18 protein-coding genes are annotated in these 23,763 nt (G+C 74.2%); 8 read left to right on the top strand and 10 right to left on the bottom strand.

Annotated features, from left to right (window positions below; translation table 11 throughout):
- Nucleotides 1–30 precede the first annotated feature (30 nt).
- The 5 genes from ACFVQ3_RS16865 to ACFVQ3_RS16845 form a co-directional block, all read right to left on the bottom strand.
- Nucleotides 31–627 carry a type II secretion system F family protein gene (locus ACFVQ3_RS16865; protein WP_387641452.1) on the bottom strand — a complete coding sequence of 199 codons (597 nt, stop codon included), beginning with the start codon at nt 625–627 and terminating at the stop codon, nt 31–33.
- A complete protein-coding gene (locus tag ACFVQ3_RS16860; RefSeq protein WP_387641449.1) occupies nt 624–1,274 on the bottom strand; it encodes a hypothetical protein in 651 nt (216 codons plus the stop codon). The genes ACFVQ3_RS16865 and ACFVQ3_RS16860 overlap by 4 nt, the downstream gene beginning before the upstream one ends.
- Nucleotides 1,271–2,428 carry a TadA family conjugal transfer-associated ATPase gene (locus ACFVQ3_RS16855; RefSeq protein WP_387641446.1) on the bottom strand — a complete coding sequence of 386 codons (1,158 nt, stop codon included), beginning with the start codon at nt 2,426–2,428 and terminating at the stop codon, nt 1,271–1,273. Before ACFVQ3_RS16855 ends, ACFVQ3_RS16860 begins: the two co-directional genes overlap by 4 nt.
- Complete coding sequence (gene ssd / locus ACFVQ3_RS16850; protein WP_387641443.1) at nt 2,425–3,195, bottom strand: septum site-determining protein Ssd; 771 nt, start codon at nt 3,193–3,195, stop codon at nt 2,425–2,427. Before ssd ends, ACFVQ3_RS16855 begins: the two co-directional genes overlap by 4 nt.
- Nucleotides 3,196–3,339: 144 nt before the next feature.
- The gene (locus ACFVQ3_RS16845) at nt 3,340–4,965 is read right to left on the bottom strand and encodes an FAD-dependent oxidoreductase (RefSeq protein WP_387641440.1); all 1,626 of its coding nucleotides are present in this window, start codon (nt 4,963–4,965) and stop codon (nt 3,340–3,342) included.
- Nucleotides 4,966–5,139: 174 nt separating this feature from the next.
- Between ACFVQ3_RS16845 and ACFVQ3_RS16840 the strand changes: the two genes are divergently transcribed.
- The 3 genes from ACFVQ3_RS16840 to acs all read left to right on the top strand — a co-directional run bounded on the left by ACFVQ3_RS16840 (nt 5,140) and on the right by acs (nt 10,395).
- Nucleotides 5,140–6,015 carry an HAD family hydrolase gene (locus tag ACFVQ3_RS16840; protein ID WP_387641437.1) on the top strand — a complete coding sequence of 292 codons (876 nt, stop codon included), beginning with the start codon at nt 5,140–5,142 and terminating at the stop codon, nt 6,013–6,015.
- Nucleotides 6,016–6,539: 524 nt separating this feature from the next.
- The gene (locus tag ACFVQ3_RS16835) at nt 6,540–7,943 is read left to right on the top strand and encodes an NAD-dependent malic enzyme (RefSeq protein ID WP_387641435.1); all 1,404 of its coding nucleotides are present in this window, start codon (nt 6,540–6,542) and stop codon (nt 7,941–7,943) included.
- A gap of 421 nt (nt 7,944–8,364) precedes the next feature.
- Complete coding sequence (gene acs, locus ACFVQ3_RS16830) at nt 8,365–10,395, top strand: acetate--CoA ligase (RefSeq protein WP_387641433.1); 2,031 nt, start codon at nt 8,365–8,367, stop codon at nt 10,393–10,395.
- A 133-nt stretch (nt 10,396–10,528) separates the two neighbouring features.
- On the opposite strand, the gene ACFVQ3_RS16825 is transcribed toward acs, so the two are convergent.
- Complete coding sequence (locus ACFVQ3_RS16825) at nt 10,529–11,383, bottom strand: hypothetical protein (protein ID WP_387641430.1); 855 nt, start codon at nt 11,381–11,383, stop codon at nt 10,529–10,531.
- Nucleotides 11,384–11,603: 220 nt separating this feature from the next.
- On the opposite strand from ACFVQ3_RS16825, the gene ACFVQ3_RS16820 reads away from it, so the two are divergent.
- Entirely contained in the window at nt 11,604–12,287 is a 684-nt protein-coding gene (locus tag ACFVQ3_RS16820) for a GNAT family N-acetyltransferase (protein ID WP_387641427.1), read from the top strand.
- A gap of 39 nt (nt 12,288–12,326) precedes the next feature.
- Here the strand turns inward: ACFVQ3_RS16820 and recQ are convergent, their stop codons facing one another.
- From recQ to ACFVQ3_RS16805, 3 genes are read right to left on the bottom strand one after another with little or no spacing between them, the layout of a single operon-like run.
- Nucleotides 12,327–14,216 carry a DNA helicase RecQ gene (recQ, locus tag ACFVQ3_RS16815; protein WP_387641425.1) on the bottom strand — a complete coding sequence of 630 codons (1,890 nt, stop codon included), beginning with the start codon at nt 14,214–14,216 and terminating at the stop codon, nt 12,327–12,329.
- Entirely contained in the window at nt 14,176–15,624 is a 1,449-nt protein-coding gene (locus ACFVQ3_RS16810) for an MFS transporter (protein ID WP_387641422.1), read from the bottom strand. Before ACFVQ3_RS16810 ends, recQ begins: the two co-directional genes overlap by 41 nt.
- A complete protein-coding gene (locus ACFVQ3_RS16805) occupies nt 15,621–16,871 on the bottom strand; it encodes an NAD(P)-binding domain-containing protein (RefSeq protein ID WP_387641419.1) in 1,251 nt (416 codons plus the stop codon). Before ACFVQ3_RS16805 ends, ACFVQ3_RS16810 begins: the two co-directional genes overlap by 4 nt.
- A gap of 164 nt (nt 16,872–17,035) precedes the next feature.
- Between ACFVQ3_RS16805 and ACFVQ3_RS16800 the strand changes: the two genes are divergently transcribed.
- From ACFVQ3_RS16800 to ACFVQ3_RS16785, 4 genes are all read left to right on the top strand, one after another.
- Nucleotides 17,036–18,301 carry an alpha/beta hydrolase gene (locus ACFVQ3_RS16800; RefSeq protein ID WP_387641417.1) on the top strand — a complete coding sequence of 422 codons (1,266 nt, stop codon included), beginning with the start codon at nt 17,036–17,038 and terminating at the stop codon, nt 18,299–18,301.
- 108 nt (nt 18,302–18,409) lie between these two features.
- The gene (gene mshD, locus ACFVQ3_RS16795) at nt 18,410–19,396 is read left to right on the top strand and encodes a mycothiol synthase (RefSeq protein ID WP_387641414.1); all 987 of its coding nucleotides are present in this window, start codon (nt 18,410–18,412) and stop codon (nt 19,394–19,396) included.
- Nucleotides 19,393–21,726 (top strand): RNA degradosome polyphosphate kinase, encoded by a 2,334-nt coding sequence (locus tag ACFVQ3_RS16790; RefSeq protein ID WP_387641411.1) that lies wholly within the window; start codon nt 19,393–19,395, stop codon nt 21,724–21,726. The genes mshD and ACFVQ3_RS16790 overlap by 4 nt, the downstream gene beginning before the upstream one ends.
- The gene (locus ACFVQ3_RS16785) at nt 21,723–22,745 is read left to right on the top strand and encodes an NUDIX domain-containing protein (protein ID WP_387641408.1); all 1,023 of its coding nucleotides are present in this window, start codon (nt 21,723–21,725) and stop codon (nt 22,743–22,745) included. The genes ACFVQ3_RS16790 and ACFVQ3_RS16785 overlap by 4 nt, the downstream gene beginning before the upstream one ends.
- 40 nt (nt 22,746–22,785) lie before the next feature.
- Here ACFVQ3_RS16785 and ACFVQ3_RS16780 read toward each other — a convergent pair whose 3' ends face one another.
- The gene (locus ACFVQ3_RS16780; RefSeq protein ID WP_387641405.1) at nt 22,786–23,757 is read right to left on the bottom strand and encodes a hypothetical protein; all 972 of its coding nucleotides are present in this window, start codon (nt 23,755–23,757) and stop codon (nt 22,786–22,788) included.
- Nucleotides 23,758–23,763 lie beyond the last annotated feature (6 nt).

The following is a 23,763-nucleotide window of genomic DNA, read 5'->3' as shown; positions in this document are numbered from 1 at the left end:
GCCGGTGCCGCGTGCCGGCCGCCCAGCTGTTCAGTCCCCCAGCACCCCACCCCCGAGCGACAGCAGCACGGGCAGCAGACCGACGAGCACGAAGGCCGGCAGGAAGCACACGCCGAGCGGCAGCACGAGGTGCACCGCGAGCCGCGCCGCGGCCTGACGCGCAGCGGCCTGCTGATCGCTGCGCAGCTGCTCGCCCGCCGCGCGCAGCGCCTCCCCCGGCGCCGCGCCCTGCTCCCACGCGAGCCCCAGCGCGGCCTGGACCACGGCGAGCCGGGGTGGCGCGCCCGCCCACGCCTCGGCCCACCCGGCCCCGAGCACGACCGCTGCCCCCGCGCGGTGGAGCGCGGCGCCGTCGGGCCCTCCGATCACCTGCCCCACCGCCTCGAGCGCCCGCGGGACGCTCGTCCCGGCGCGGACCGCGGCCCCGAGCAGCTCGAGCAGGACCCCGATCTCCACGGCGCCGACGGGTCCTGTCCGGCCCACCGTGGGACGCGCGCCGCGCGTGAGGTCGGCGAGCCGCTCTCCTGCACCGGCCCGCGCGGCCCACCACGCGCTCGACGCGACGAGGCACCCGCACGCGACCGCCACGACCACGGACCCGTCGACGCTCACGGACCAGCCGCTCACGGTGGTGCCCCCACCGCACGGGCTCGCGCCACGAGCCGCCCCGACCACCGCCGACCGACGAGCAGGAGCACCGCCCCCGCGAGCAGCCCGGCCGTCCCCGCACCCCCGCCCAGCGCGGTCGCGAGCGGGTCCACCCCCAGCGCGACGCCGAGCAGCACGCCGACGAGCGGCAGCCACAGCAGCACGCGCGCCGTCGCTGCGGGCCCGGCGAGCGAGGCCTCGCGGTCGGCCCGGGCCTCTGACTCGGCCGCGAGCGCCCGCGCGATCGACTCCAGGACCTCGCCGAGCGGTGCCCCCACGTCGGCGGCCAGTCTGCTCGCCGCCACGACTGCGGCGACCTGCCCCTCGGCCTCGACCGATCCGCGAGCGCTCACCACGGTGAGCAGGTCGCCGCGGTCGGGCACCCCTTGCGGGTCGACGCGCACCCCGGCTGCCGAGACCCAGGCGGCACCGGGGGCCGACCCGGCGCGCACCAGCGAGGCGACGTGCGCGACCACGAGCCGCACGGAGGGCGGCGCGGCCCGGCGGCGCACGAGGAGCCGGCGTCCCCGGGAGCCGTCGGCCGGACGACCGACCTCCACCGCCGACCGCCCGGACGGCGCGACCGCGAGCAGCACCACGCACGCGACGAGCGGGCCGAGGATCACGCCCCGCCCCACCGGTCGACGAACGCGTCCCACCCGGTCCCGTAGACCGGGTCCTGCTCCCGGTCCCACGTCGCGACGGGGTCGACCACGAGCTCTCCGCGGGCGTCGCGTCGCACGACCCCGATCTCGGCGAGGTACCGCACCCTCCCGGACCGCCGCAGGTGCAGGACCACGTCGAGCGCACCGGCGGCCTGCGCCGCGACGGCCTCGCGCGGCATGCCCGCGAGCGCGGCGAGCGCCTCGAGGCGCGCGGGGACCACGGCCGCCGCGTTGGCGTGGATCGTGGCGAGCCCGCCGTCGTGCCCCGTGTTGAGCGCCATGAGCACCTCACGCACCTCAGCACCCCGGCACTCGCCCAGGACGATCCGGTCGGGTCGCATGCGCAGCGCGTTGCGGACCAGGTCGGCGAGATCGACGGCGCCGGCCCCCTCGACGTTGGCTCGCCGGGCGGTGAGCGGCACGACGTGCGGGTGGTCGGGCACGAGCTCGCGGGCCTCCTCGACGCACACGACCCGTTCGTGCCCCGGGACGAGGGACAGCAGCGCCGCGAGCAGGGTCGTCTTGCCCGTCCCGGTCCCGCCCGAGACGAGCATGTTGGCCCGTTCGGTCACGAGGCGTCGGAGCACGGGCGCCCAGCACCGGTGCAGCCCTCCTGACTCGACGAGCTCGTCGAGCGTAAAGGCCCGGGAGCGGAGCACCCGCAGGGAGATCACGGCCCCGGACTCGCAGACGGGGGCGATCGCGGCGTGCAGGCGCGTCCCGTCGGGCAAGCGGGCGTCGACGAGCGGGCTCGCGTCGTCGAGCCGCTGCCCGCCCGCGGCAGCCAGCCGGACGGCGAGGGCCCGTACCTGCGCGGGGCTCCCCAGGTGCAGGGGGACCCGCTCGAGCCCCGCACCACGGTCGACCCACACCTCCGCCGGAGAGTTGACGAGGACGTCGGTGACCTCGGGGTCGTCGAGCAGCGGCTGGAGCGGGCCGGCGCCGTAGAGCTCGGCGCGGGCGCGCCGGGTCAGGTCCGCGAGGGCGGCGCTGCCGAGCACCCGGCCCGAGCCGCGCAGGGCCGCGTGGAGCTGGGCGTCGTCGGCCGGGGCACCGCCGACGAGCTGCCCTCGTACCTCGGCGAGCAGGGCGTCGTCGAGCGCGTCGCCGGTCATGCGGCCCCTCGCGACGCGACGTCGGCTCCGCCGACGGCCACGGCCAGCTCGGTCCCGGCGCGGCCGAGGGGCCGTCGGGCCCGGACGTCGGGCCCCTCGCCCCGTTCGACGCGCCCGGCGTGCGCACGGTCCCACGGCACGGTCGCGGCGAGCGGCAGCCCGACGACGTCGCTCACGTCCCACGGGTCGAGGCGCCCGGGCGCGGGTCGACGTGCCACGAGGCGCAGCGCGCGCCCGGCGCCGTGCCGGGTCGCGAGCTCGGCGGTCGCGACGGCCCCGGCGACCGAGGGCAGGTCGAGCGGGGTCACGAGGAGGAGCGTGTCGCAGGCCCCCACGAGGGCCGTGTGCCCCGGGCCGCCGGGGCCGCCTGCGCCGTCCAGCACCGAGCGCGGCAGGTCGAGGACCAGGACGTCGCACGTGTCCGCGAGGGCCGAGCAGACGTCCACCACCACGCCGTCGTCGAGGGTCACGGGGTCGGCGCGGTGCGCGCTGAGGACGGGCACGTGCCGCCAGGTGGGCAGCAGCCCCGCGAGCGCGCGCCCGTCGACGGCGCCGCGCGCGTCGCGCAGGTCGGACCAGCGGGGCCCGTCCCGGTGGTCGATGCCGAGCAGGACGTCGACCCCGCCGCCCCGTGTCTCGAGGTCCACGAGCACGGTGCGCCGTCCGGCCCGCCGCAGCCCGTCGGCGAGCACCGCGCTCACCGTGCTCGTCCCCGCCCCGCCGCGTGCGCCGACCGCACCCACCACTGCTGCCACTGCCCTGCCCATGGACGTCCCCCCCTCGTCACCGGCCCGGGACCGGGCCAGGTCCATCCTGGGGTGAGACGCCCGCACGTGGGGGCTGCGCCGTCGGGCCTGTGGAAAACTCGTGCGTCGCCGCGTCTGTGGTCGACTGCCCGCCCCGCCCCTGCCTCAGCGGGCGAGCGCGAGGTACTGGTGCGCGAACGCGATCGCCATCCCGCCCTCGCCGACCCCTGCCGCGACCCGCTTGACCGAGCCCGAGCGCACGTCTCCGATCGCGAAGACGCCCGGAGCGCTCGTCTCGAGCGCGAACGGCCGCCGGTCGGCGGTCCACTGCGGCGCGGCCGCCGCGTCGCCGCCCGTGAGGACGAACCCGTGCGCGTCGCGCGCGACCTCGGGCGGGAGCCAGCCCGTGACGGCGTCCGCGCCGATCATGACGAACACGACCGGGAGCGCACGCCGGGTCGTGGTGCCCGACGCGGAGTCCAGCACGTCGAGGGCCTCGAGGGCCCCGTCGCCGTGCAGGTCGACGATCTGGTGCCGCGTCTGGACGCGGATGCCCGGGTTCGCGCCGATCTGGTCGATCAGGTACCGCGACATGCTCGCCCCGAGGGACGGTCCGCGCACGAGCATCGTCACCGACCGGGCGTGCCGCGAGAAGAAGATCGCGGCCTGCCCCGCGGAGTTGCCCGCCCCGACGATGCAGACGTCCTGCCCCTGCGCGAGCGCTGCGTCGCTGCGTGCGGCCCCGTAGTACAGGCCGTTGCCCAGAAAGCGGTCGACCGACGCCAGCGCGAGAGAGCGCCACTCGACGCCCGTCGCGACGACCACCACGGGCGCGACCAGCGTGTCGCCGCCGTCGAGCACGACCTGGTGCGCGCCCGGGTCGATCGCGCCGACCGTGCGCGTCACGACGATCTCCGCCCCGAGGCGCTGCGCCTGCGTGAGGGCACGGCTCGCGAGGTCGTCGCCCGAGATGCCGTACGGGAAGCCCGTGTAGTTCTCGATACGGGTCGAGGTCCCAGCCTGACCGCCCGGTGCGAGGCTCTCGACGACGAGCGTGCGCAGCCCCTCGGCAGCCGCGTTGACCGCCGCGGTCAGCCCTGCGGGACCGGCCCCCAGGATGACGACGTCGTACTCGTCGTGCGCCGGCTCGACGGCGAGCCCCACCGCTCGCGCGACGTCCCGCATCGCGGGGTCGGCGAGCCGGGACCCGTCACGGAGCTCGAGCACGGGGTGCGGGCCGCCGTCGGGCTCGTCCCCGGGCTCGACCACGACGCGGTCGAACGGGACGTGGTTGCGCGTCAGGAACGTCGCGAGGTCCCGGACCCTCGCGTCGAACCGGGGGCCGATCACGCACGCCTCCGCGACGGGCTTCTCCGACGCGTGCGCCTGGAGCGCGTCGAGGTAGGAGCGGGCGAGGCTCGCGACGTGGTCGGGCACCGAGGGCGCCATGGCCGCGAGGGTGTAGAAGACGGGGGCCTCGAGCTTGATGACGCGCGACGCCTCGGTCGCCCGCCCGCTCGCCGGGAACGCCGTGCTCAACGTCATGGGGACCTCGCCGAAGAACATGCCGGGCGTGCGGACCCCGATCACGCGCTCGGCGCCGCCCACCATCTTGGTGATCTCGGCCCGGCCCTCGATCACGACGAAGAACGCCCGCTCGTCGCCCTCGTGCGCGAAGTACTCCCCGGGCAGGAGGTGGATGTCCTCGACCGCGCCCACGAGGAACTCGAGCGGCTCGGGCGGCAGGGGCTCGAACATCGAGACGGCGCGGAGCTCGTCGAGCGTGATCATGCGTGCCTCCAGCGGGCCGGGTCACGGTGGCGACGGGCGTCGCGGCCTCGGTGCCGCGGAGCCGTCACGGGCGAACGTACCGCGCCCCGGCCCGTTCGACATCCGCTCGCCCAGGACCGCCCCGGAACCGGGACATACCACCCGCAGGTCACCGGTTGCGGCTAGGCTCGCCGGGTGACCCATCCCCAGGACTCACCGCAGCCCGGCCCCCGCCCCACGACCGGTGCCCGCGAGGGACGCCCGCGGAAGGTCGCCGCGTTCTTCGACCTGGACAAGACGATCATCGCGACCTCGTCGACCGCGGCCTTCTCCAAGCCGTTCTACGCGGGCGGGCTCATCAGCCGCGGCGACGTGCTGCGCAGCGCCTACGCGCACTTCCTCTACATGGTGGGCGGCGCCGACGCCGACCAGACCGAGCGCATGCGCGCGCACCTGAGCGCTCTCGTGACGGGCTGGGACGTGCGGACCGTGTCCCAGATCGTCGAGGAGACGCTGCACGAGTACATCGACCCGGTCGTGTACGCGGAGGCCGTCGAGCTCATCGTGAGCCACCACGACCGGGGGCACGACGTCGTGATCGTGTCGGCCTCGGGGTCGGAGGTCGTCGAGCCCATCGCCGCGGTCCTCGGCGCCGACCACTACGTCGCGACCCGCATGGAGATCGTCGACGGACGCTACACGGGCGAGATCGACTTCTACGCGTACGGCGAGAACAAGGCCACCGCGATCCGCGAGCTCGCCGAGGTGCACGGCTACGACCTCGACGCGTCCTACGCCTACTCGGACTCGATCACGGACGCGCCCATGCTCGCCGAGGTGGGGCACGGGTTCGCGGTCAACCCCGACCGGACGCTGCGACGCCTCGCGGGCGAGAGCGGCTGGGGCACCCTCACCTTCACGCGACCCGTCACGCTGCGCACCCAGCTCTCGCCGCCGCGCACGGCCGCCGTGGTCGGGGGCGTCGTGGCGGTGGCGGTCGTCGCGTGGTGCGTGTGGCGGGCCGTGCGCGGGCGCTCGGGCGGCGCGGCGCAGGAGGGCACCGCCGCGTAGCAGCCCGGTGTGCCCGACGGCGGGGCACGGGTCACCCGAGCCGCTCACCGCGGGCATCGCATCAGGCGCCCGGCCGGCGTCGGCGTTCGAACCGAGTCCTCGTTGTCCGGGTCCTCCCGGCTCGGGATCGAACACCTCGTGGAGGTTCCTCCGTTCGGCTCCCCACCCCTTGCGCGGCACCTGGGACAGGCGTATCACAGAGGGACAACAGCATCAGGGGCGGGCGGAACCCACGCGCGAGAAGTCCACGCATAGGACTGGCTGACCGGGCTCGACCCGTTGCAGCACTACCCTCGCAGCACGCTTGCTAACCCTCGCCCCGCTGGCGAGCGCGGCGCCCCTCCGGGGGCGCCGTTCCCGTGCCCGGGCATGGTCGAGGGCCGCCCGAGGCGACGTCGGCGCGGCCGGCCGTGGCGTCGCCGGCGCTGCGGGCCGAGGCGCCGCAGGCGCTCCCCGCCCGTGGCGTCGCCGGTTCGCCCGCCTGCCTGCGCCGGACGGTCGCCCGCGCCGAATACCCTGGCTGCATGACCTCAGCGCCGAGCGTTTCCTCGTCCATCACCGTCCGCCTCCAGGTCGAGGCCAGGCCCACCGCGGTCAGCGAGCTCACGACCGCGATCGAGCAGACCGGCGGGATCGTCTCGGCGCTCGACGTCACGGCGTCGGGACACGAGCGCATCTCGGTGGACGTGACGGTCGCGACCCGTGGCGAGTCGCACGCCGAGGAGATCGTCGAGGCCCTGCGCGTGCTGCACGGGGTCAGCGTGGAGCGGGTCTCGGACCGCACGTTCCTCCTGCACCTGGGCGGCAAGCTCCAGATCGAGTCGAAGGTCCCGATCCGCAACCGCGACGACCTGTCGATGATCTACACGCCGGGGGTCGCGCGCGTGTGCGAGGCGATCGCCGCCCACCCCGAGGACGCGCGGCGTCTGACGATCAAGCGCAACACGATCGCGGTCGTCACCGACGGGTCGGCGGTGCTGGGGCTCGGGGACATCGGACCGCTCGCGTCCCTGCCCGTCATGGAGGGCAAGGCCGCGCTCTTCAAGCGTTTCGCGGACATCGACGCTTTCCCCATCGCGCTCGACACCCAGGACACCGACGAGATCGTGCGCACGGTCAAGGCCATCGCGCCGGTCTTCGCGGGGATCAACCTCGAGGACATCTCGGCGCCGCGCTGCTTCGAGATCGAGCGCCGGCTGCGTGCCGAGCTCGACATCCCCGTGTTCCACGACGACCAGCACGGCACGGCGATCGTCGCGCTCGCCGCGCTGACGAACGCGCTCAAGGTCGTGGGCAAGGAACTTGCCGAGGTGCGGATCGTGCTGTCGGGTGCGGGTGCCGCGGGCACGGCGGTCCTCAAGCTGCTCCTGGCGGCGGGGGCCCACGACGTCGTGGTCGCGGACGTCGACGGCGTGATCCACCCCGACCGTCCCGGCCTGGCGCCCGCGCTCGCCTGGACCGCGATCAGCACCAACCCGCGGCGTGTGACCGGCACGCTCGTCGAGGCCCTCGCGGGGGCGGACGTCTTCATCGGCGTCTCGGCGCCGGACATCCTCACGGGCGACGACGTCGCGACCATGGCTCCGGACTCGATCGTGTTCGCCATGGCCAACCCGACCCCGGAGGTGGACCCGGTCGAGGCCGCGCAGCACGCCGCGATCGTCGGCACGGGCCGCAGCGACTTCGCGAACCAGATCAACAACGTGCTCGCGTTCCCGGGGGTGTTCCGCGGCCTGCTCGACGCCCAGTCGCACAAGATCACCGACACCATGCTGCTCGCGGCGGCCCGCGCGCTCGCGTCGACGATCCACGAGGACCAGCTCAACCCGACGTACATCGTGCCGAGCGTGTTCAACCCCGAGGTCACGACCGTCGTCGCGGCCGCGGTCGAGGCCGCGGCCCGCGCGGAGGAGGCGGCCGCGTCCTGAGGGGCGCAGCCCCTGCCGGACGCCGAGTGTGCAGTTCGGGCTCTTGCTCACGCCTGGAGACAGCCCGAATTGCACACTCGGTGCGCCCGGGTGGCCCGCCCCGGTCGCCCGCCCCGGGCCCCGCGGGAGGCGGGCTGCCCGACGGCGGTGCGCGACGCCGTCGGGCGTCCTCGCTCCCGGGGGCTTCCGCAGGGCGGACCCGAGCGCGACGACTTGTGGGCTTTTGTCAGCACCTTCTCCCATTTCGAGAAACAGTGACCGGGGTCACCCGATGGGGTCTAGACTCGGCCCGGTCGGGGCAGGACAGGCCCCGTCGCTCGACGTGTCTCGCACCCTTCCGCCACCTCGCAGGCGGAGGGATCTCACGTCGCGAGCCCCGCACCAGAGTCGATGCGCACCGGAGGTAAGAGTGCCTGAGAATGTGACCACCACCGAGAACCAGGTCGACGGGCAGCCCGGTTCGCCGGGTCTGGAGAACCTCCTGCACGAGGAGCGCAGCTTCCCGCCCAGCCCCGAGTTCGCGGCCCAGGCCAACGCCCAGCCGGCGCTGTACGAGGAGGCCAGGGCCGACCGTCTCGCGTTCTGGGCACGCCAGGCCCACGAGCTCGTGTCGTGGAGGACCCCGTTCACCGAGACGCTCGACTGGTCGAACGCCCCGGTCGCCCGCTGGTTCGCCGACGGCACCCTCAACGCGGCGTACAACGCGGTGGACCGTCACGTCGAGGCGGGCAACGGCGACCGCGTCGCGATCCACTTCGAGGGCGAGCCCGGCGACACCCGCACCGTCACCTACGCGGACCTGCAGCGCGAGGTCTCGCGCGCGGCCAACGCCCTGGGCGCTCTCGGCGTGACCACGGGCGACCGCGTCGTCATCTACCTGCCCATGATCGTCGAGGCGGTCGTCGCGATGCTGGCCTGCGCCCGCATCGGCGCCCCGCACTCCGTGGTGTTCGGCGGGTTCTCGGCCGACGCGCTGCGCAGCCGCATCGCCGACGCCGAGGCAAAGGTCGTCATCACCGCGGACGGCGGCTACCGTCGCGGTGCCGCGTCGGCGCTCAAGCCTGCGGTCGACGAGGCCCTCGCCCCCAAGGAGGGCGCCGAGGCCACGACGGTCGAGCACGTCCTGGTGGTGCGGCGCACCGAGCAGGACGTCGAGTGGACCCCGGGCCGCGACGTCTGGTGGCACGACGCCCTCGAAGCGGCCGACGTCCAGCACACCCCCGTGTGGGTCGAGGCCGAGCACCCCCTGTTCATCCTCTACACGTCCGGCACCACCGGGAAGCCCAAGGGCATCCTGCACACGACCGGTGGCTACCTGACGCAGGCGTCGTACACGCACAAGAACGTGTTCGACCTCAAGGCCGAGACCGACGTCTACTGGTGCACCGCGGACATCGGCTGGGTCACGGGCCACTCCTACGTGACGTACGGACCGCTGCTCAACGGCGCGACGCAGGTCATCTACGAGGGCACGCCCGACTCCCCGCACCAGGGCCGCTGGTGGGAGATCATCGAGAAGTACAAGGTCTCGATCTTCTACACGGCCCCCACCGCGATCCGCGCCTGCATGAAGTGGGGCGAGGACATCCCGAACCGGTACGACCTCACGAGCCTGCGCGTCCTGGGCTCGGTCGGGGAGTCCATCAACCCCGAGGCGTGGATGTGGTACCGCCGGGTCGTCGGCGGCGACAAGGCGCCGATCGTCGACACGTGGTGGCAGACGGAGACCGGCGCGATCATGATCTCGCCGCTGCCGGGCGTCACCGCGACCAAGCCGGGCTCGGCCCAGGTCCCCCTGCCGGGCATCGTCGCCGACGTGGTCGACGACAACGCGCAGCCCGTGCCGAACGGGGGTGGCGGCTACCTGGTGCTGTCGGAGCCGTGGCCGTCCATGCTGCGCGGCATCTGGGGCGACCTCGAGCGCTTCAAGGACACCTACTGGTCCCGCTTCCAGGGCATCTACTTCGCGGGTGACGGCGCCAAGAAGGACGAGGACGGCGACATCTGGCTGCTCGGCCGCGTCGACGACGTCATGAACGTCTCGGGCCACCGCCTGTCGACCACGGAGATCGAGTCCGCGCTGGTCTCCAACCCGCTCGTCGCCGAGGCCGCGGTCGTGGGGGCCACGGACGAGCTGACCGGCCAGGCCGTCGTCGCGTTCGTCATCCTGCGCGGCGAGCACGCTGCCCGTGCCGCGGACGCCGACGGGGCCGCAGCCGTCGAGCTCGAGCTGCGCAACCACGTCGCCAAGGAGATCGGGCCCATCGCGAAGCCCCGCAAGATCCTCGTGGTCCCCGAGCTGCCCAAGACGCGGTCCGGCAAGATCATGCGGCGCCTGCTGCGCGACGTCGCCGAGAACCGAACCGTCGGGGACGCGACGACGCTCGCGGACTCCTCGGTCATGACGCTCATCGCGTCGGGCCTGGCGAAGCCCGCGGGCTCGGAGGACTGAGGCCCGCCCGGCGCGCCGAGCGGGTCGGCGCGCCGGGACCGGGGTGCCCGGCGCACCCCGGGCGACGCCACCGCCCGTGGCGGGCTCCGCCGTCGGGCCTCGTGGCCCGGCCGCGGACCTCGACGAGGGCGCCCTACGCCGGCTCGGGCGCCGCGTCCTTGGACGGCCCGACGTCGTCGCTCGCGTCCCCCGCCTCGGCGGCCTCGTTCGCGGGGCTCGTCGCGAGGACCACGCAGCCCGCGAGCGCGACGAGCGCCGCGACGGCGACCGCCGGGTCCCAGCCCGAGCGGATCGTGTCCCCGAGCACCGCGATGCCGACGGCCCCCGGGACGACGACCTCGACGACCGACAGGATCGCGGCGTTCGTCCCGACCTTGCCGTGCTCGAGCGAGCGCAGGTAGGCGAGCGCCCCCACGACCCCGAACACGACGATCGCGATCGCGAGCGGCTGGAAGATCGTGTCCCAGATGTCCCCCGAGGCGTGCGCGCCGCGCGCCGCGACGGCTGCCCCCGAGTACCCCAGGGCGCCGATCACCGCGAGCAGCACGGGAGTCCCGGCCTTGTAGAACACCAGCGCGAGGACCGCGAGCCCCACGGCCACCCCGATGAGCACGGGCGCGAACCAGTCCGGCGGGACCGGGGCGGGCTGCTCGCCACCCGCGATCCCGAGCACCACGAGCGCAGCCACGATGGCGGCCATGGCCGCGACGTCGATCCTCCGCATGGGCACCGAGAGGAACACCCTGGCGAGCAGGACCGTGACGACGAGCGAGCTCGCGAGCACTGCCTGGACCACGAACAGCGGCAGGTGGTCGAGCGCGACGAGGGAGAACAACCAGGCGACGAGGTCGACCGTGAACGCGAGGATGACGAGCGGTTGACGCACGACCGCGAGCCCCTGGGCACGGCGGGCCGCGACGGCCTGCATGACGGTGCTGACGCCGTAGCCGACCGCGGCGGCGATCGCGGCGAGCAGGCTGAGGAACACGGGACCTCCTGGGGGTGCGCGTCACAGGACGCAGGAGTCCCCAGTCTTCCCGGCGGGAGCGTGCGCCGCGCGACGACGCGCCCCGGCAGCGTCGTCGGAACCAGCGAGGCCTCGAGGGCGCGCCCGCTCCGCCAGGCCCGGTCGGAGGCCGCCCGGTCGGACACGGGGACGGCTCCTGGTGTTCACGGGACCGAAACCCGTCGTGGCTAGCGTGACGGCCATGCGGATCGAACCCCTCACCTTCCCCGCGCCCGGTGGTGGCGCGCTCGTCCCCTCGACCACGCGAGGCGGGACCGCCGTCCGGCCAGGGCGCCCGGGGGGCTCGCCCCAGGCGGGTCGCCCCGGCTCCCCCGGCCGTCCCGGCCCGGCGGCCGTCGCGGCCCCGGCCGGGTTCTCCCTCCTCGACAGCCTCGCCGCCAGGACGGCCGACCTGTCGCACCTCGCGGACGTGCTGATCGACTGCGTCCAGGGCGGCGCGAGCGTCGGGTGGGTCAAGGCTCCGACCACGGCGGCGGCGACGGCCTGGTGGTCCGCGTTCCTCGCGGACCCGGACCACCGCACATGGGTCGGTCGCGACGACTCGGGGAGGATCGTCGCGACCGCCTCGCTCGCCCTGACCTCGAAGGACAACGGCACGCACCGCGCCGAGGTCGTCAAGCTCCTGGTGCACCGCCAGGCGCGGGGCAACAGGTTCGCGCCGGGCCTCATGGCGACGATCGAACGCTTCGCGCGCGCCGAGGGGCGCTCGCTCCTGACGCTCGACACCGAGACGGGCAGCCTGGCCGAGTCCCTCTACCGGCGGTGGGGCTGGACCGAGGTCGGCGCCGTCCCCGGGTTCGCCAGGGTCGCGGGGGGCGCGCTCGTGTCGACGACGGTCTTCTACAAGCAGCTCGCCGCGCGCTGACGGCGCACGCCCGGGCACCGCACGCCCGTCGGGCAGGTGCTACCCCTCGGCGAGGAGCTCGAGGATCGCCTCGCCGTACCGCTCGCGCTTGGCGGCGCCGATCCCGCTGACGTCGGACAGGTCGTCGATCGAGACGGGGTTGCGCTGTGCGAGCGCCCGCAGGGTCGCGTCGTGGAAGACGACGTAGGCCGGCACCCCGCTCTCCTTGGCGGTCGCTCCCCGCCAGGCGCGCAGCTTCTCCATGCGCGCTGCGGCGTCGGGCGTGAGCTCCGCGTCGGCCGCGGCCGCTGCGGGCTTGCGGGTGCGGGACGTCCTGGTCCGTACGTCCCGGCGCAGCCGGACCTCCTGCTTCCCGCCGAGCACGGGGTCCGCGGCCTCGGTCAGGCTCAGGGTCCCGTACCCGTCGCTGTCGACGCCGAGCAGGCCCTGCGCGAGGATCTGCCGGACCACGGTGCGCCACTCGGTGGCGCTGAGGTCGGCCCCGACGCCGTAGACGGGCAGCTGGTCGTGCCCGAGCGAGGTGACCCGGGGGGTCGGCTTCCCGGTGAGGATGTCGACGACGTGCCCGGCACCGTAGCGCTGGCCCTGACGTTCCAGGCGCAGGACGGTCGAGAGGACCTTCTGCGCGGCGACGGTCCCGTCCCAGGACTCGGGCGGGGCGAGGCACGTGTCGCAGTTCCCGCACGCGGGCCCGTCCTGGCCGAAGTAGGCGAGGAGCTGGGCCCTGCGGCACGTGATGGTCTCGCACAGGGCGAGCATCGCGTCGAGGTTCGCGCCCATGCGCCGCTTGTGCGCCGCGTCGCCCTCGGACGTGTCGATCATGCGGCGTTGCTGGACGACGTCCTGGAGCCCGTACGCGAGCCATGCGGTCGACGGCAGGCCGTCTCGTCCGGCGCGGCCCGTCTCCTGGTAGTAGCCCTCGACCGACTTGGGCAGGTCGAGGTGCGCGACGAACCGGACGTCGGGCTTGTCGATGCCCATGCCGAACGCGATGGTCGCGACCATGACGATGCCGTCCTCGCGCAGGAACCGCGACTGGTTCGCCGCGCGCGCACCGGCCGCCATGCCCGCGTGGTAGGCCAGCGCCGGGATCCCGTGCGCGTTCAGGTGCTCGGCGGTCGTCTCGACCGAGGCGCGCGAGAGGCAGTAGACGATGCCCGCGTCCCCGGCGTGCTCGGCCCGGATCAGGTCGACGAGCTGGGTGCGCGGGGAGTCCTTGGCCGCGATGCGGTAGGTGATGTTGGGGCGGTCGAAGCTCGAGACGAAGGTGCGGGCGTCGTGCAGCTCGAGGCGCCGGACGATCTCGTCGGCCGTCTGCTGCGTCGCGGTCGCGGTGAGCGCGATCCTCGGGACGTCGGGCCACGTCTCGGCGAGCACGGTCAGCCGCAGGTAGTCGGGCCGGAAGTCGTGGCCCCAGGCCGAGACGCAGTGGGCCTCGTCGATCGCGAACAGGGACACCTTCCCCGACTGCAGGAGGCGCACGGTCTCGGGCACGCCGAGACGCTCGGGGGCCAGGTACAGCAGGTCGAGCTCTCCGGCGAGGAACGCGTCCTCGACCGCGCGCCGCTCGGGCACCGACTGGGTCGAGTTGAGGAACCCGGCGCGTGCCCCGAGGGCGGACAGTGCGTCGACCTGGTCCTGCATGAGAGCGATCAGGGGCGAGATGACCACGCCCGTCCCGGGCCGCAGGAGCGCGGGGATCTGGTAGCACAGCGACTTGCCGCCGCCCGTGGGCATGAGGACGAGCGCGTCCTGCCCGCGGACGACCGTATCGATGATCTCGGCCTGGTCGCCCCGGAAGTGGTCGTACCCGAAGACGGTCGTCAGGACGTCGAGCGCGGTGCGGGTCTCGGGCAGGGCGGATGCTGTCACGGGGTGGGTGCCTTCTTCATGATCGGGTCGGCCGGAGTCCAGGGGATCGCGGCCCATCCTTGCGCAGGAGCCTGCCCGCGACCAGCACGAGGTAGGCGACGAGCAGAACCGCGGCACCCCAGGACAGCGCAGCGTAGGACGAGACCGCGATGACGATCCCGGCGAGCACCCCGCCGACCGCCCCGCCGAGGTTCATCGCAAAGTCGGAGAGCCCCTGGACCTGGGTCCGGTCGGTCGCGGGCGTCGCGTCGATGAGCAGCGCGGACCCGGCCACGAGCCCGCACGACCAGCCCACGCCGAGCAGCACGAGCCCGACGGTCAGTCGTGCCGAGTCGTCGCTCGGGGCCCCGGCGACGATCACGGCCGACGCGAGCAGGATCGCGCCGCCCACCACGAGCACGCGCGCGTGCCCGACCTTGTCCGCGGCCCATCCGATCACGGGGCTCAGCACGTACATGCCTGCGATGTGCGCGCTGATGACGATCCCGATGATCTGCAGGCTCGCGCCGCCGTGCCCCATGTGCACGGGCGTCATGGACATGAGCCCGACCATCACGAGGTGACTCACGACGATCGCCGCGAGCGCGAGCTGCGCGGTCGCGGAGGCGCGGATGACGGCCCACCCGGCGGCGAGCCCGGCACGGAAGCCGGGGCGCGGTGGCGCTGGGGTGGGGGTGGTGCTCGGGGCGTCCACGAGGCCCGACGGCGCCACGTCCTCGGGTGCGCGGGCGCCGGCCCGGTTCGTCCCGGGCTGGTCAGGAGCTGCGCCGGCCGCCGTCGTCCCGGCCACCGCACGGGCCGCGGCCACGTGGAGCGGGTCGGGGCGCAGGAGCAGCCAGACGGAGGCTGCGGCCGCGGCGAACGCGAGGGAGGCGACGAGCAGCGGTGCGGCGGACGTGCCGTGGGCACCGTGCTCCCCGGCCGGGCCGGGCAGGAGGCCGAGCTTCTCGGTCGCCCCGGCGAGGTTCGGCCCGAGGACCGACCCGATGGTCGTCGCCCAGATGACGACCGACAGGTCGGTGGCACGGCGTTCGGGGCGGGCGAGGTCGGTCGCGGTGAAGCGCGAGGCGAGGCCGGTCGCGGAGCCCGCCCCGAAGAGGAGCATCCCCGCGAGCAGCAGGGGCCAGGTCTGGAGCAGCGTCGCGGTCGCTGCGAGGAGCGCCCCGAGGAAGGCGACGACGTACCCGGTGGCCAGGGACCGGCGCCGACCGTGGCGTTCGGCGAGGCGCGACAGCGGCAGGGCGACGATCGCGGCGCCCACGACGGCGGTCGTCTGGGCGAGACCGGCGATGGCGTCGGAGCCCGAGAGCTCGGACGCGATGAGGGAGCTGACCGAGATCCCGGTCGCGACCCCGATCCCGCCGAAGACCTGGCTCGCGGCGAGGACAGAGACGGTCCGTCGCTGGACGCGGTCGACGGGCGGGTCGACGATGCCGTCGGCCGGCTCGGGCAGGGTGGGGGTCACCTCGGCAGCCTAGCGGCGGGCACCATCACCGAGCTGTCAGGGCGAGCGTGACCTGGAGCCCTCGCTGGTCGGGGCACGTGGGCGTCGAGCACCCGCAGCACCGCGCGCACCGCCTCCCGCCCGGCCCGGTTCGCCCCGATCGTCGACGCGCTCGGCCCGTACCCGACGAGCTGGATCCGCGGGTCCTCGACCACGGTCGGCCCGTCCATGACGATCCCGCCGCCGGGCCCCCGCAGGCCGAGCGGTCCGAGGTGGTCGAGCGCGGCCCGGAAGCCCGTGGCCCAGAGGATCACGTCGGCGCCCTGGTGGGTCACGCCGTCGGGACGGACGCCGGGGTCCCACGCGACGCCGTCGGGCACGACGCGCGAGAACATCGGCAGGCGGCGCAGCACGCCGGACGCGATGCCCGCCTCGTACGCGGGCGTGAGCGGCAGACCGGTGACCGACACGACGCTCTCCGGGGTCAGGCCCGCGCGCGTGCGCTCGTCGACGAGGGCCACGGCGTCGCGCCCCCGGCTCTCGTCGAACGGACCGCCGACCCACACGGGTTCGCGGCGCGTGACCCACGTGGTCAAGGCGGCGTGCGGCGCGATCTGGAGCAGGAGCTGCGTCGCGGACGCACCGCCTCCCACGACGACGACACGCTGGCCCGCGAAGTCCTCGGCGGCGCCGAAGTCGTGCGTGTGGAGCTGCTCTCCGGAGAACGTCTCGCGGCCCGGGTACCAGGGCCAGAACGGCTTCGTCCACGTGCCGGTCGCGTTGACGAGAGTCCGCGCGCGCCAGGTCACCGGCCCGTCGGGCGTGACGGCCTCGACGAGGAGCGCGCCGGAGCCCGGGTCGTCGCGCACCCCGCGCACCGCGACGGGCCGCAGCACCCGCAGGTCGTTGACCTGCTCGTACGCCCCGAAGTACCGCCCGACGGCGGTGCTCGCGCTCTCCTGCGGGTCGCCCGCGTCGAGGGCCAGCCCGGGCAGGTCGTGCACCGCGTGCGTCTGCGCCATGGTGAGCGACGGCCAGCGGAACTGCCACGCGCCTCCCGGGGCGGGCGCGGCGTCGAGCACCACGAAGGTGCGCGGGGCACCCGAGGGAGCGCCGCCGTCGGGCAGGCTCGACGGGAGGCCGTCACGCCCGAGCGGGACGAGGCTCCGGCGTCGCAGGTGGAACGCGGCCGAGAGCCCGGCCTGTCCTGCGCCCACCACGAGGACGTCGACGTCGAGAGGCGGGGCGGGGACGGACGAGGTGCTCACTCCCGTACCAACCCCACGCGCGCCGGGACTCATCCGGGACCGCCCGTGACGCGCCGCACAGCGGCGCGGGCACGGTGGGGAAACCCCGTGAACGTCCCGTGGACCTTGGTGGCCGCCCGGGTGTTCGCCCGGTGGATCCTGTGCGCGGCGGGCACCCTGGAAGGGTGACCCCGTTCGACGTCCTCCCCGGCGCTGCCCTGCCGGGCGCCTCGCTGCTGACCGCCGCCACGCCGCTCCCCGAGCCCGAGACCGCCACGACACTGCCGCCCGCCGTGCTGCGCGAGCTCGCCGGGCGCAGCGACTGGGTGTCGTCGTGGTGGACGGTCGCCCTGCTCGCGGCGGCGGCGGTCCTCGTCGCGGTCCTCGTCGCGTGGGACCGGCGGCGGCGCGCTGCGGCCCGCCGGGCCGGTGACGGCACAGACGGCACAGCCGGCACGGGCCGACGACACGGCGCCTGGCGTGCGTGGGTCGGGACCGTCGCGTCGGGGCTCCTCGTGATCCTCTCCGTCACGGCCGCGGTCAACGCGTACGCCGGCTACGTGCCCAACGTCGCGGCCTTCCGCACCACGATGGCCGGGTGGGGGCTCGCCGACCCGCCGCCCAGCCACCGCGACAAGCCGTCGCAGCGCGACGGGTCCTCGGCGACCGGGTCGGTGACCGCGACCCCCGTCACGGCCCCCGACCTGCGGATGGCCGACGGCACGACATGGGTCTACACGCCCCCGGGCTTCGACCCCGCGGCGCCCACGCGCTACCCCGTCGTCTATCTCTTCCACGGCAGCCCGGGCCAGCCGAGCGACTGGTTCGCCGCGGCCGACAGCGCGAACGTCATGGACACGCTGCTGGCGGCCGGGCTGGTCCAGCCCATGATCCTCGTCGCGGTCGACGTCAACGGGAAGGGACCGTCGGCGCGCGACACCGAGTGCCTCGACTCGACCACGGGCGGCGCCCAGGTCGAGACGTACGTGACGGACGTCGTGATCCCGTGGGTCGACAAGAGCTTCCCGACCGTGCCCGACCGTGAGCACCGCGCGATCGGCGGGATGTCCTCGGGCGGCTTCTGCGCGCTCAACCTGGGGCTGCGCCACCTCGACACGTTCGGCGCGATCATGGCGCTCGAACCGTACGGCGACCCGGGGGACGGCGGGCGCCGGATGCTCGCGACGAAGGAGGAGTTCGACGCCAACTCCCCCAGCCGCTACGTCCCGACCATGGACTTTCCCCAGCCCGTCGCCGTGTTCCTCGACGGCGGCACCGAGTCCCCGCGCGGCGACCGCGAGGCCAACCGCCGGCTCGCCGCGGCCCTCGTCGAGCGCGGCCAGACCGTCGAGCTGCGCGAGGAGCGGGGCCAGGGCCACACGTGGGCCATGGTCCATGCGGGCCTGCCGTACGGGCTGGAGTTCCTGTCGGAGCACCTGGCGAAGCCCTGAGGCGTCCGGCCGCGCGGGCCGACCCGCCGACGCCCCCCCCCCCCGACGACCCGCCGACGACTCGGTGACGGCTCGGTGACGACGCACCGGACGTGATGGGATGGGGCCATGCGCTCCCCCCTCGAGATCGGCCCGCTCGACCCGGCCACCGCGGACGAGGTCCGCGCCCTGGCCGCGGCCGCCCAGGAGTCCGACGGCGTCGCCCCCCTCTCCGAGCAGCCCCTCCTGCGCCTGGGCGTCGACGACGAGGACCTCACGCACGTCGTCGCGTACGACGACGAGGGAACGGTCACCGGGTACGCCCAGGTCGACCGCGGCGGCGACGTCGCGAGCGCCGAGCTCGTGGTGCACCCGGCCGCACGGCGCCGTCGGACCGGCCGCATGCTGCTGCGCACCGCGCAGCGCGACGCGACCCTGCCCGCACGCTCGGGCGAGCCCGGCCAGCACGGCGGCGTCCTGCACGTGTGGGCGCACGGCGACCTCCCCGCGGCGCGGGCGTTCGCGGCCGACGCGGGGCTCGTCGTCGTGCGCGAGCTGTGGAAGATGGGCCTCGACCTGCGGTCCGGTACGTGGGAGCGCCCCGAGGTCCCCGCGGGCCTGAGCCTGCGCACGTTCCGCCCCGGGCCCGACGACGCCGCGTGGCTCCGCGTCAACGCGCGCGCCTTCGCGCACCACCCCGAGCAGGGCCGCCTGGGCCAGGCCGACCTCGACGCCCGCGTCGCCGAGGACTGGTTCGACCCCGAGGGCTTCTTCCTCCTCGAGCGCGAGGACGGCACGCTCGCCGGCTCCCTGTGGACCAAGGTGCCCACCGACCAGACCGGGGCGCGTCGTGAGGGCGAGATCTACGTGGTGGGCGTCGACCCCGACGCCCAGGGCCAGGGGCTCGGGAAGGTGCTGACCGCCGTCGGGCTCGCGCACCTCGCCGCACGCGGGCTCGACCGCGCGGTCCTCTACGTCGACGGCGACAACGCCGCCGCGACCCGGACCTACCTCGGGGCCGGCTTCGGCAAGGACACGGTCGACGTCCAGTACGGGCCGCCGGTGGTGAACCCCGTCACCCAAAGTTCACCGAGTGATGCCACCATGAAGTCATGACCGACTCCACCGTCCGTCCCGGCGTCCGGACCCCCGCGCGCCCGGACCAGCAGCCGGAGGCCGTGCGCGCGTCCAGCCCGCGAGCCGTCCTCGACCCCGAGCTCGCGGCGCACATCGCCGAGCACATCGCCGAGGAGGAACCGGTCACCGGCACGATCGACGTGGAGGTGCTCGACGCCGAGCCCCTGCCCGCCGACCGCTTCGCCGACCGCGAGCTGAGCTGGCTCTCGTTCAACCAGCGCGTGCTCGAGCTCGCCGAGGACGAGACGCAGCCCCTGCTGGAGCGTGTGCGCTACCTCGCGATCTTCGCGTCGAACCTCGACGAGTTCTTCATGGTCCGCGTCGCAGGTCTCAAGCGACGCATCGCGACGGGCCTCGCCGTCACGGCCGCGTCCGGGCTGACGCCACGCCAGGTGCTCGACGCCATCAGCGAGCGCGCGCACGAGCTCATGGCCCGCCACGCCGCGGTGTTCTCCGACCAGGTGCAGCCCGCGCTCGCGACCGAGGGCATCTCCCTGCTGCGCTGGGAGGACCTCGACACGCGCGAGCAGGAGCGCCTGCACAAGTTCTTCCGCAAGCAGATCTTCCCCGTGCTCACGCCGCTCGCGGTCGACCCCGCTCACCCCTTCCCGTACATCTCGGGGCTCTCGCTCAACCTCGCGGTCGTCGTGGTCAACCCGACGACCGGCAAGGAGCACTTCGCGCGCGTCAAGGTGCCGCCGCTGCTGCCCCGCTTCATCGCGGTCGACTCGCGCGGGCGTCCCTCTGCGCCCTCCTCGCAGGCTGCGGACCCGGACAAGGGCCCCACGTCGTTCGTGCCGCTCGAGGACGTCATCTCCCAGCACCTCGACCACCTGTTCCCCGGCATGGAGGTGCGCGAGCACCACACGTTCCGCGTGACACGCAACGAGGACGTCGAGGTCGAGGAGGACGACGCCGAGAACCTGCTCCAGGCCATGGAGAAGGAGCTGCTGCGCCGCCGGTTCGGCCCGCCCGTGCGCCTCGAGATCGCCGACGGGATCAGCCCCCGCATCCGCCAGCTCCTCGTGCGAGAGCTCGACGTGGCCGACGACGAGGTCTTCAAGCTGACCGCACCGCTCGACCTCACAGGCCTCAACCTCATCGCGGACCTCGACCGCGCGGACCTGCACTACCCGCGCTTCGTGCCCACGACGCACCGCTTCCTCGCCGAGGTCGAGAGCGCGAGCCCGACCGACGTGTTCGCCGCGATCCGCGACCGCGACATCCTCCTGCACCACCCGTACGACTCGTTCTCGACCTCGGTCCAGACGTTCCTGCAGCAGGCCGCGGCCGACCCGAACGTGCTCGCGATCAAGCAGACGCTGTACCGGACCTCGGGCGACTCCCCCATCGTCGACGCCCTGATCGACGCGGCCGAGGCCGGCAAGCAGGTCCTCGCGCTCGTCGAGATCAAGGCCCGCTTCGACGAGCAGGCCAACATCTCCTGGGCCCGCAAGCTCGAGCAGGCGGGCGTGCACGTGGTGTACGGGATCGTGGGGCTCAAGACCCACTGCAAGCTCTCGCTCGTGGTCCGCCAGGAGCCCGAGGGCCTCGTGCGCTACTGCCACGTCGGCACGGGCAACTACAACCCCAAGACCGCACGCCTGTACACGGACCTCGGGCTGCTCACCGCAGACCCCGAGGTCGGCCAGGACCTCACCCGGCTGTTCAACCAGCTGTCCGGCTACGCACCCCAGTCCCGGTTCCACCGGCTCCTCGTCGCGCCCCGCTCGGTGCGCTCGGGGCTCGTCGAGCGGATCGAGCGCGAGGCGGTCGCCGCCCGCGAGGGCCGTGAGGCCTGGGTCAAGTTCAAGGTCAACTCGGTCGTCGACGAAACCATCATCGACGCCCTGTACCGGGCCTCGCAGGCCGGGGTGAAGGTCGACCTCGTGGTCCGCGGGATCTGCGCGATCCGTCCCGGCGTGCCGGGGCTCAGCGAGAACATCCGGGTGCGGTCCATCCTGGGCCGGTTCCTGGAGCACTCTCGCATCTTCGCGTTCGCCAACTCGGGCGGCCCCGCGATCGCCGACGGCCCCGAGTCCGGGCCCGAGGTCTTCATCGGGTCCGCCGACCTCATGCACCGCAACCTCGACCGCCGCGTCGAGACCCTGGTGCGGCTCGTGGACACCCAGCAGGTCTCGGACCTGATCGACCTCATCGACGTCTCGATGGACGACGGCACTGCCTCGTGGCACCTCCAGAGCGACGGGTCCTGGGAACGGCACGCGACCGGCCCCGACGGTCCCCTCATGGACATCCAGTCGACCCTCATCACCCGACAACGCCGGCGGCTGGGCATGGGTCGATGAGCTCGTCCTCGTTCGCCCCGCTCGTGGACACTCTCGGCCCCACGCACGTCCCCCACGCCCCCGTGATCGAGTCCGCGGGCGGGCTCGTGTGGCGCGTGCGCGACGGCGAGCTCCAGGTCAAGCTCGTGCACCGTCCGCGCTACGACGACTGGTCCTGGCCCAAGGGCAAGCTCGACCCGGGCGAAGCGTTCCAGACGGCTGCGGTGCGCGAGGTCGCCGAGGAGACGGGCAGGCCCGTGGTCCTCGGGGTGCCGCTGCCGGGGCTGCAGTACCTCACGCCCGAGGGGCGCGTGAAGCGCGTGCACTACTGGGCCGCGCGGCAGGCGAAGCGGGTCCGCGATGCGGGACCGTTGGCCGCTCGCGCGCCCGTGCCCCCGGTGTCGGTCGACGAGATCGACGACGCCGTGTGGCTCGGCGTCGAGGAGGCGGCCCGGCGCGTGACCCGCAAGGCGGACCGCGGGCCCCTCGCGGCGCTTGCCGAGGAGTTCGCGCAGGACCGCCTCGCGACCCGCGTGGTCGTGATCGCCCGCCACGGCAAGGCCGTGACCCGCGCGGCGTGGCACGGCGCGGAGGAGGGCCGACCCCTGACGCCCGCGGGTCACGCGCAGTCGGTCGCGCTGGTGCCTGTGCTCGCGGCGTACGGGGTCAACGCGGTCGTCACGAGCCGGTGGAACCGGTGCGAGCAGACCATCTCGCCGTACGCGGAGGCCGCCCGCCTGGACCGGATCTCGATCGACCACCTGTCCGAGGCCCAGCACGAACGATCTCCGTCACGCGTCGCGCGCACGGTGCGCGAGCTCCTGGAGTCCGATCGGTCGACCGTCCTGTGCACGCACCGGCCCGTCCTGCCCACCGTCCTCGACGTCCTGGGGCAGCACTCGCGACGGCCCGTCGCGAACGCCCTGCCGAACCGGGACCCGTTCCTGGAGCCGGGCGAGATGCTCGTGGCGCACGTCGCGGACACGTCCCGGGGGCCGAGGGTGCTCGCGGCGGAGAAGGTCGCGCCGCCGCTGCACTGAAGTCTGCACCGCACCCGGAGTCGGCCGGCAGACGGCCCTCTCAGCCCCGCCGCTCCGCCTCGGCGAGCGCCCAGGCCTCGAGCTCCTTCTGCCGGTCGTCGACGAAGTCCCTCTCGTACGACCAGAGCACGGCCTCACGACGCTCGACGAACTCGACCTTCTCCTGGCAGTCGAGGTCGAGCAGGGCGAGTCGAACCTCGATCTGCTCGACCTCGCCCAGCCGCACCGTGTCCGCGATCATGAGCCCGGTCTCGTCCGGGACGACGGCGTCCTCCACGAGAGCACGGACCGCCTGCTCAGCCGTCGTCGGGTCCGCCAGTCCCGCGAAGTCGTACTCGGCCATGCACCGTGACCAGTCGTCCGCGACGGCGACCGCGTCCTGCGAGGTCATGGCCTGATCATGGACGGCTTCCATGTCGGCGAGGAGCTGGTCCCACTCCTCACCCGGCCGGACGGCAGCGCCGTAGACCGAGTCCCAGGCCTCGTTGTGACATCCGCCGACGTTCTGGAACGTCCCGCTGTCGTCGGCCACGCTCTCGCCGTAGAGCTGCAGGTCGTACGCTCGACGGCCCTCTTCGCTCAGCCCGGACGGGTACTCGCCGACGTCCTCGCCGGCGGTGTCGTCGGACGGGGGCTCCTCGGTGGGCGACCCGAGGACCGCCCCGGTGATCCCGTAGCCGTGCCGCGCACGGTACTCCCGCGTCCCCGGCCTCTCGACCGTCTCGTCCTCAGCCTCGGTCTCCGGCACGGGCGATCGGTCCTGCCGGGAGTAGTCGAAACCGGCGTCGGTCATGCAGCGGGCGACGACGTCCTCGTACGCCGTGGCCTGCGCAGCGCTGAGCTCTTCCTGCTCCTGCCTGGTCCCCAGGGCGAGCGCCCGGTACTCCTCGAGGGGACTGCCGTCGGCCCCGCTGGCCACGCCCGCCTCCTGGCACGCGGCCAGCGGAAGCGCGCCGGCGAGCACGAGGCCGACGAGGAGGCGGGAACGGAGCGGGACAGGACGGGTGATCATCGTCGG

Origin of the sequence: Oerskovia sp. NPDC057915 (assembly GCF_042887685.1) — a bacterium.
Classification (GTDB): domain Bacteria; phylum Actinomycetota; class Actinomycetes; order Actinomycetales; family Cellulomonadaceae; genus Oerskovia.
The sequence above is the reverse complement of the archived record's forward strand: the minus strand, read 5'-3'. Positions and strand labels throughout refer to the sequence as shown.

What these genes read in the sequence shown, in the direction of transcription:
- ACFVQ3_RS16785 (WP_387641408.1), top strand. Translation starts at nt 21,723, where the DNA reads ATGAGCTCGTCCTCGTTCGCCCCGCTCGTGGACACTCTCGGCCCCACG.
- ACFVQ3_RS16835 (WP_387641435.1), top strand. Translation starts at nt 6,540, where the DNA reads ATGACCTCAGCGCCGAGCGTTTCCTCGTCCATCACCGTCCGCCTCCAG.
- recQ (WP_387641425.1), bottom strand. Translation starts at nt 14,216, where the DNA reads ATGGGCCGCGATCCCCTGGACTCCGGCCGACCCGATCATGAAGAAGGC.
- ssd (WP_387641443.1), bottom strand. Translation starts at nt 3,195, where the DNA reads ATGGGCAGGGCAGTGGCAGCAGTGGTGGGTGCGGTCGGCGCACGCGGC.
- ACFVQ3_RS16790 (WP_387641411.1), top strand. Translation starts at nt 19,393, where the DNA reads ATGACCGACTCCACCGTCCGTCCCGGCGTCCGGACCCCCGCGCGCCCG.
- ACFVQ3_RS16855 (WP_387641446.1), bottom strand. Translation starts at nt 2,428, where the DNA reads ATGACCGGCGACGCGCTCGACGACGCCCTGCTCGCCGAGGTACGAGGG.
- mshD (WP_387641414.1), top strand. Translation starts at nt 18,410, where the DNA reads ATGCGCTCCCCCCTCGAGATCGGCCCGCTCGACCCGGCCACCGCGGAC.
- ACFVQ3_RS16780 (WP_387641405.1), bottom strand. Translation starts at nt 23,757, where the DNA reads ATGATCACCCGTCCTGTCCCGCTCCGTTCCCGCCTCCTCGTCGGCCTC.
- ACFVQ3_RS16845 (WP_387641440.1), bottom strand. Translation starts at nt 4,965, where the DNA reads ATGATCACGCTCGACGAGCTCCGCGCCGTCTCGATGTTCGAGCCCCTG.
- ACFVQ3_RS16820 (WP_387641427.1), top strand. Translation starts at nt 11,604, where the DNA reads ATGCGGATCGAACCCCTCACCTTCCCCGCGCCCGGTGGTGGCGCGCTC.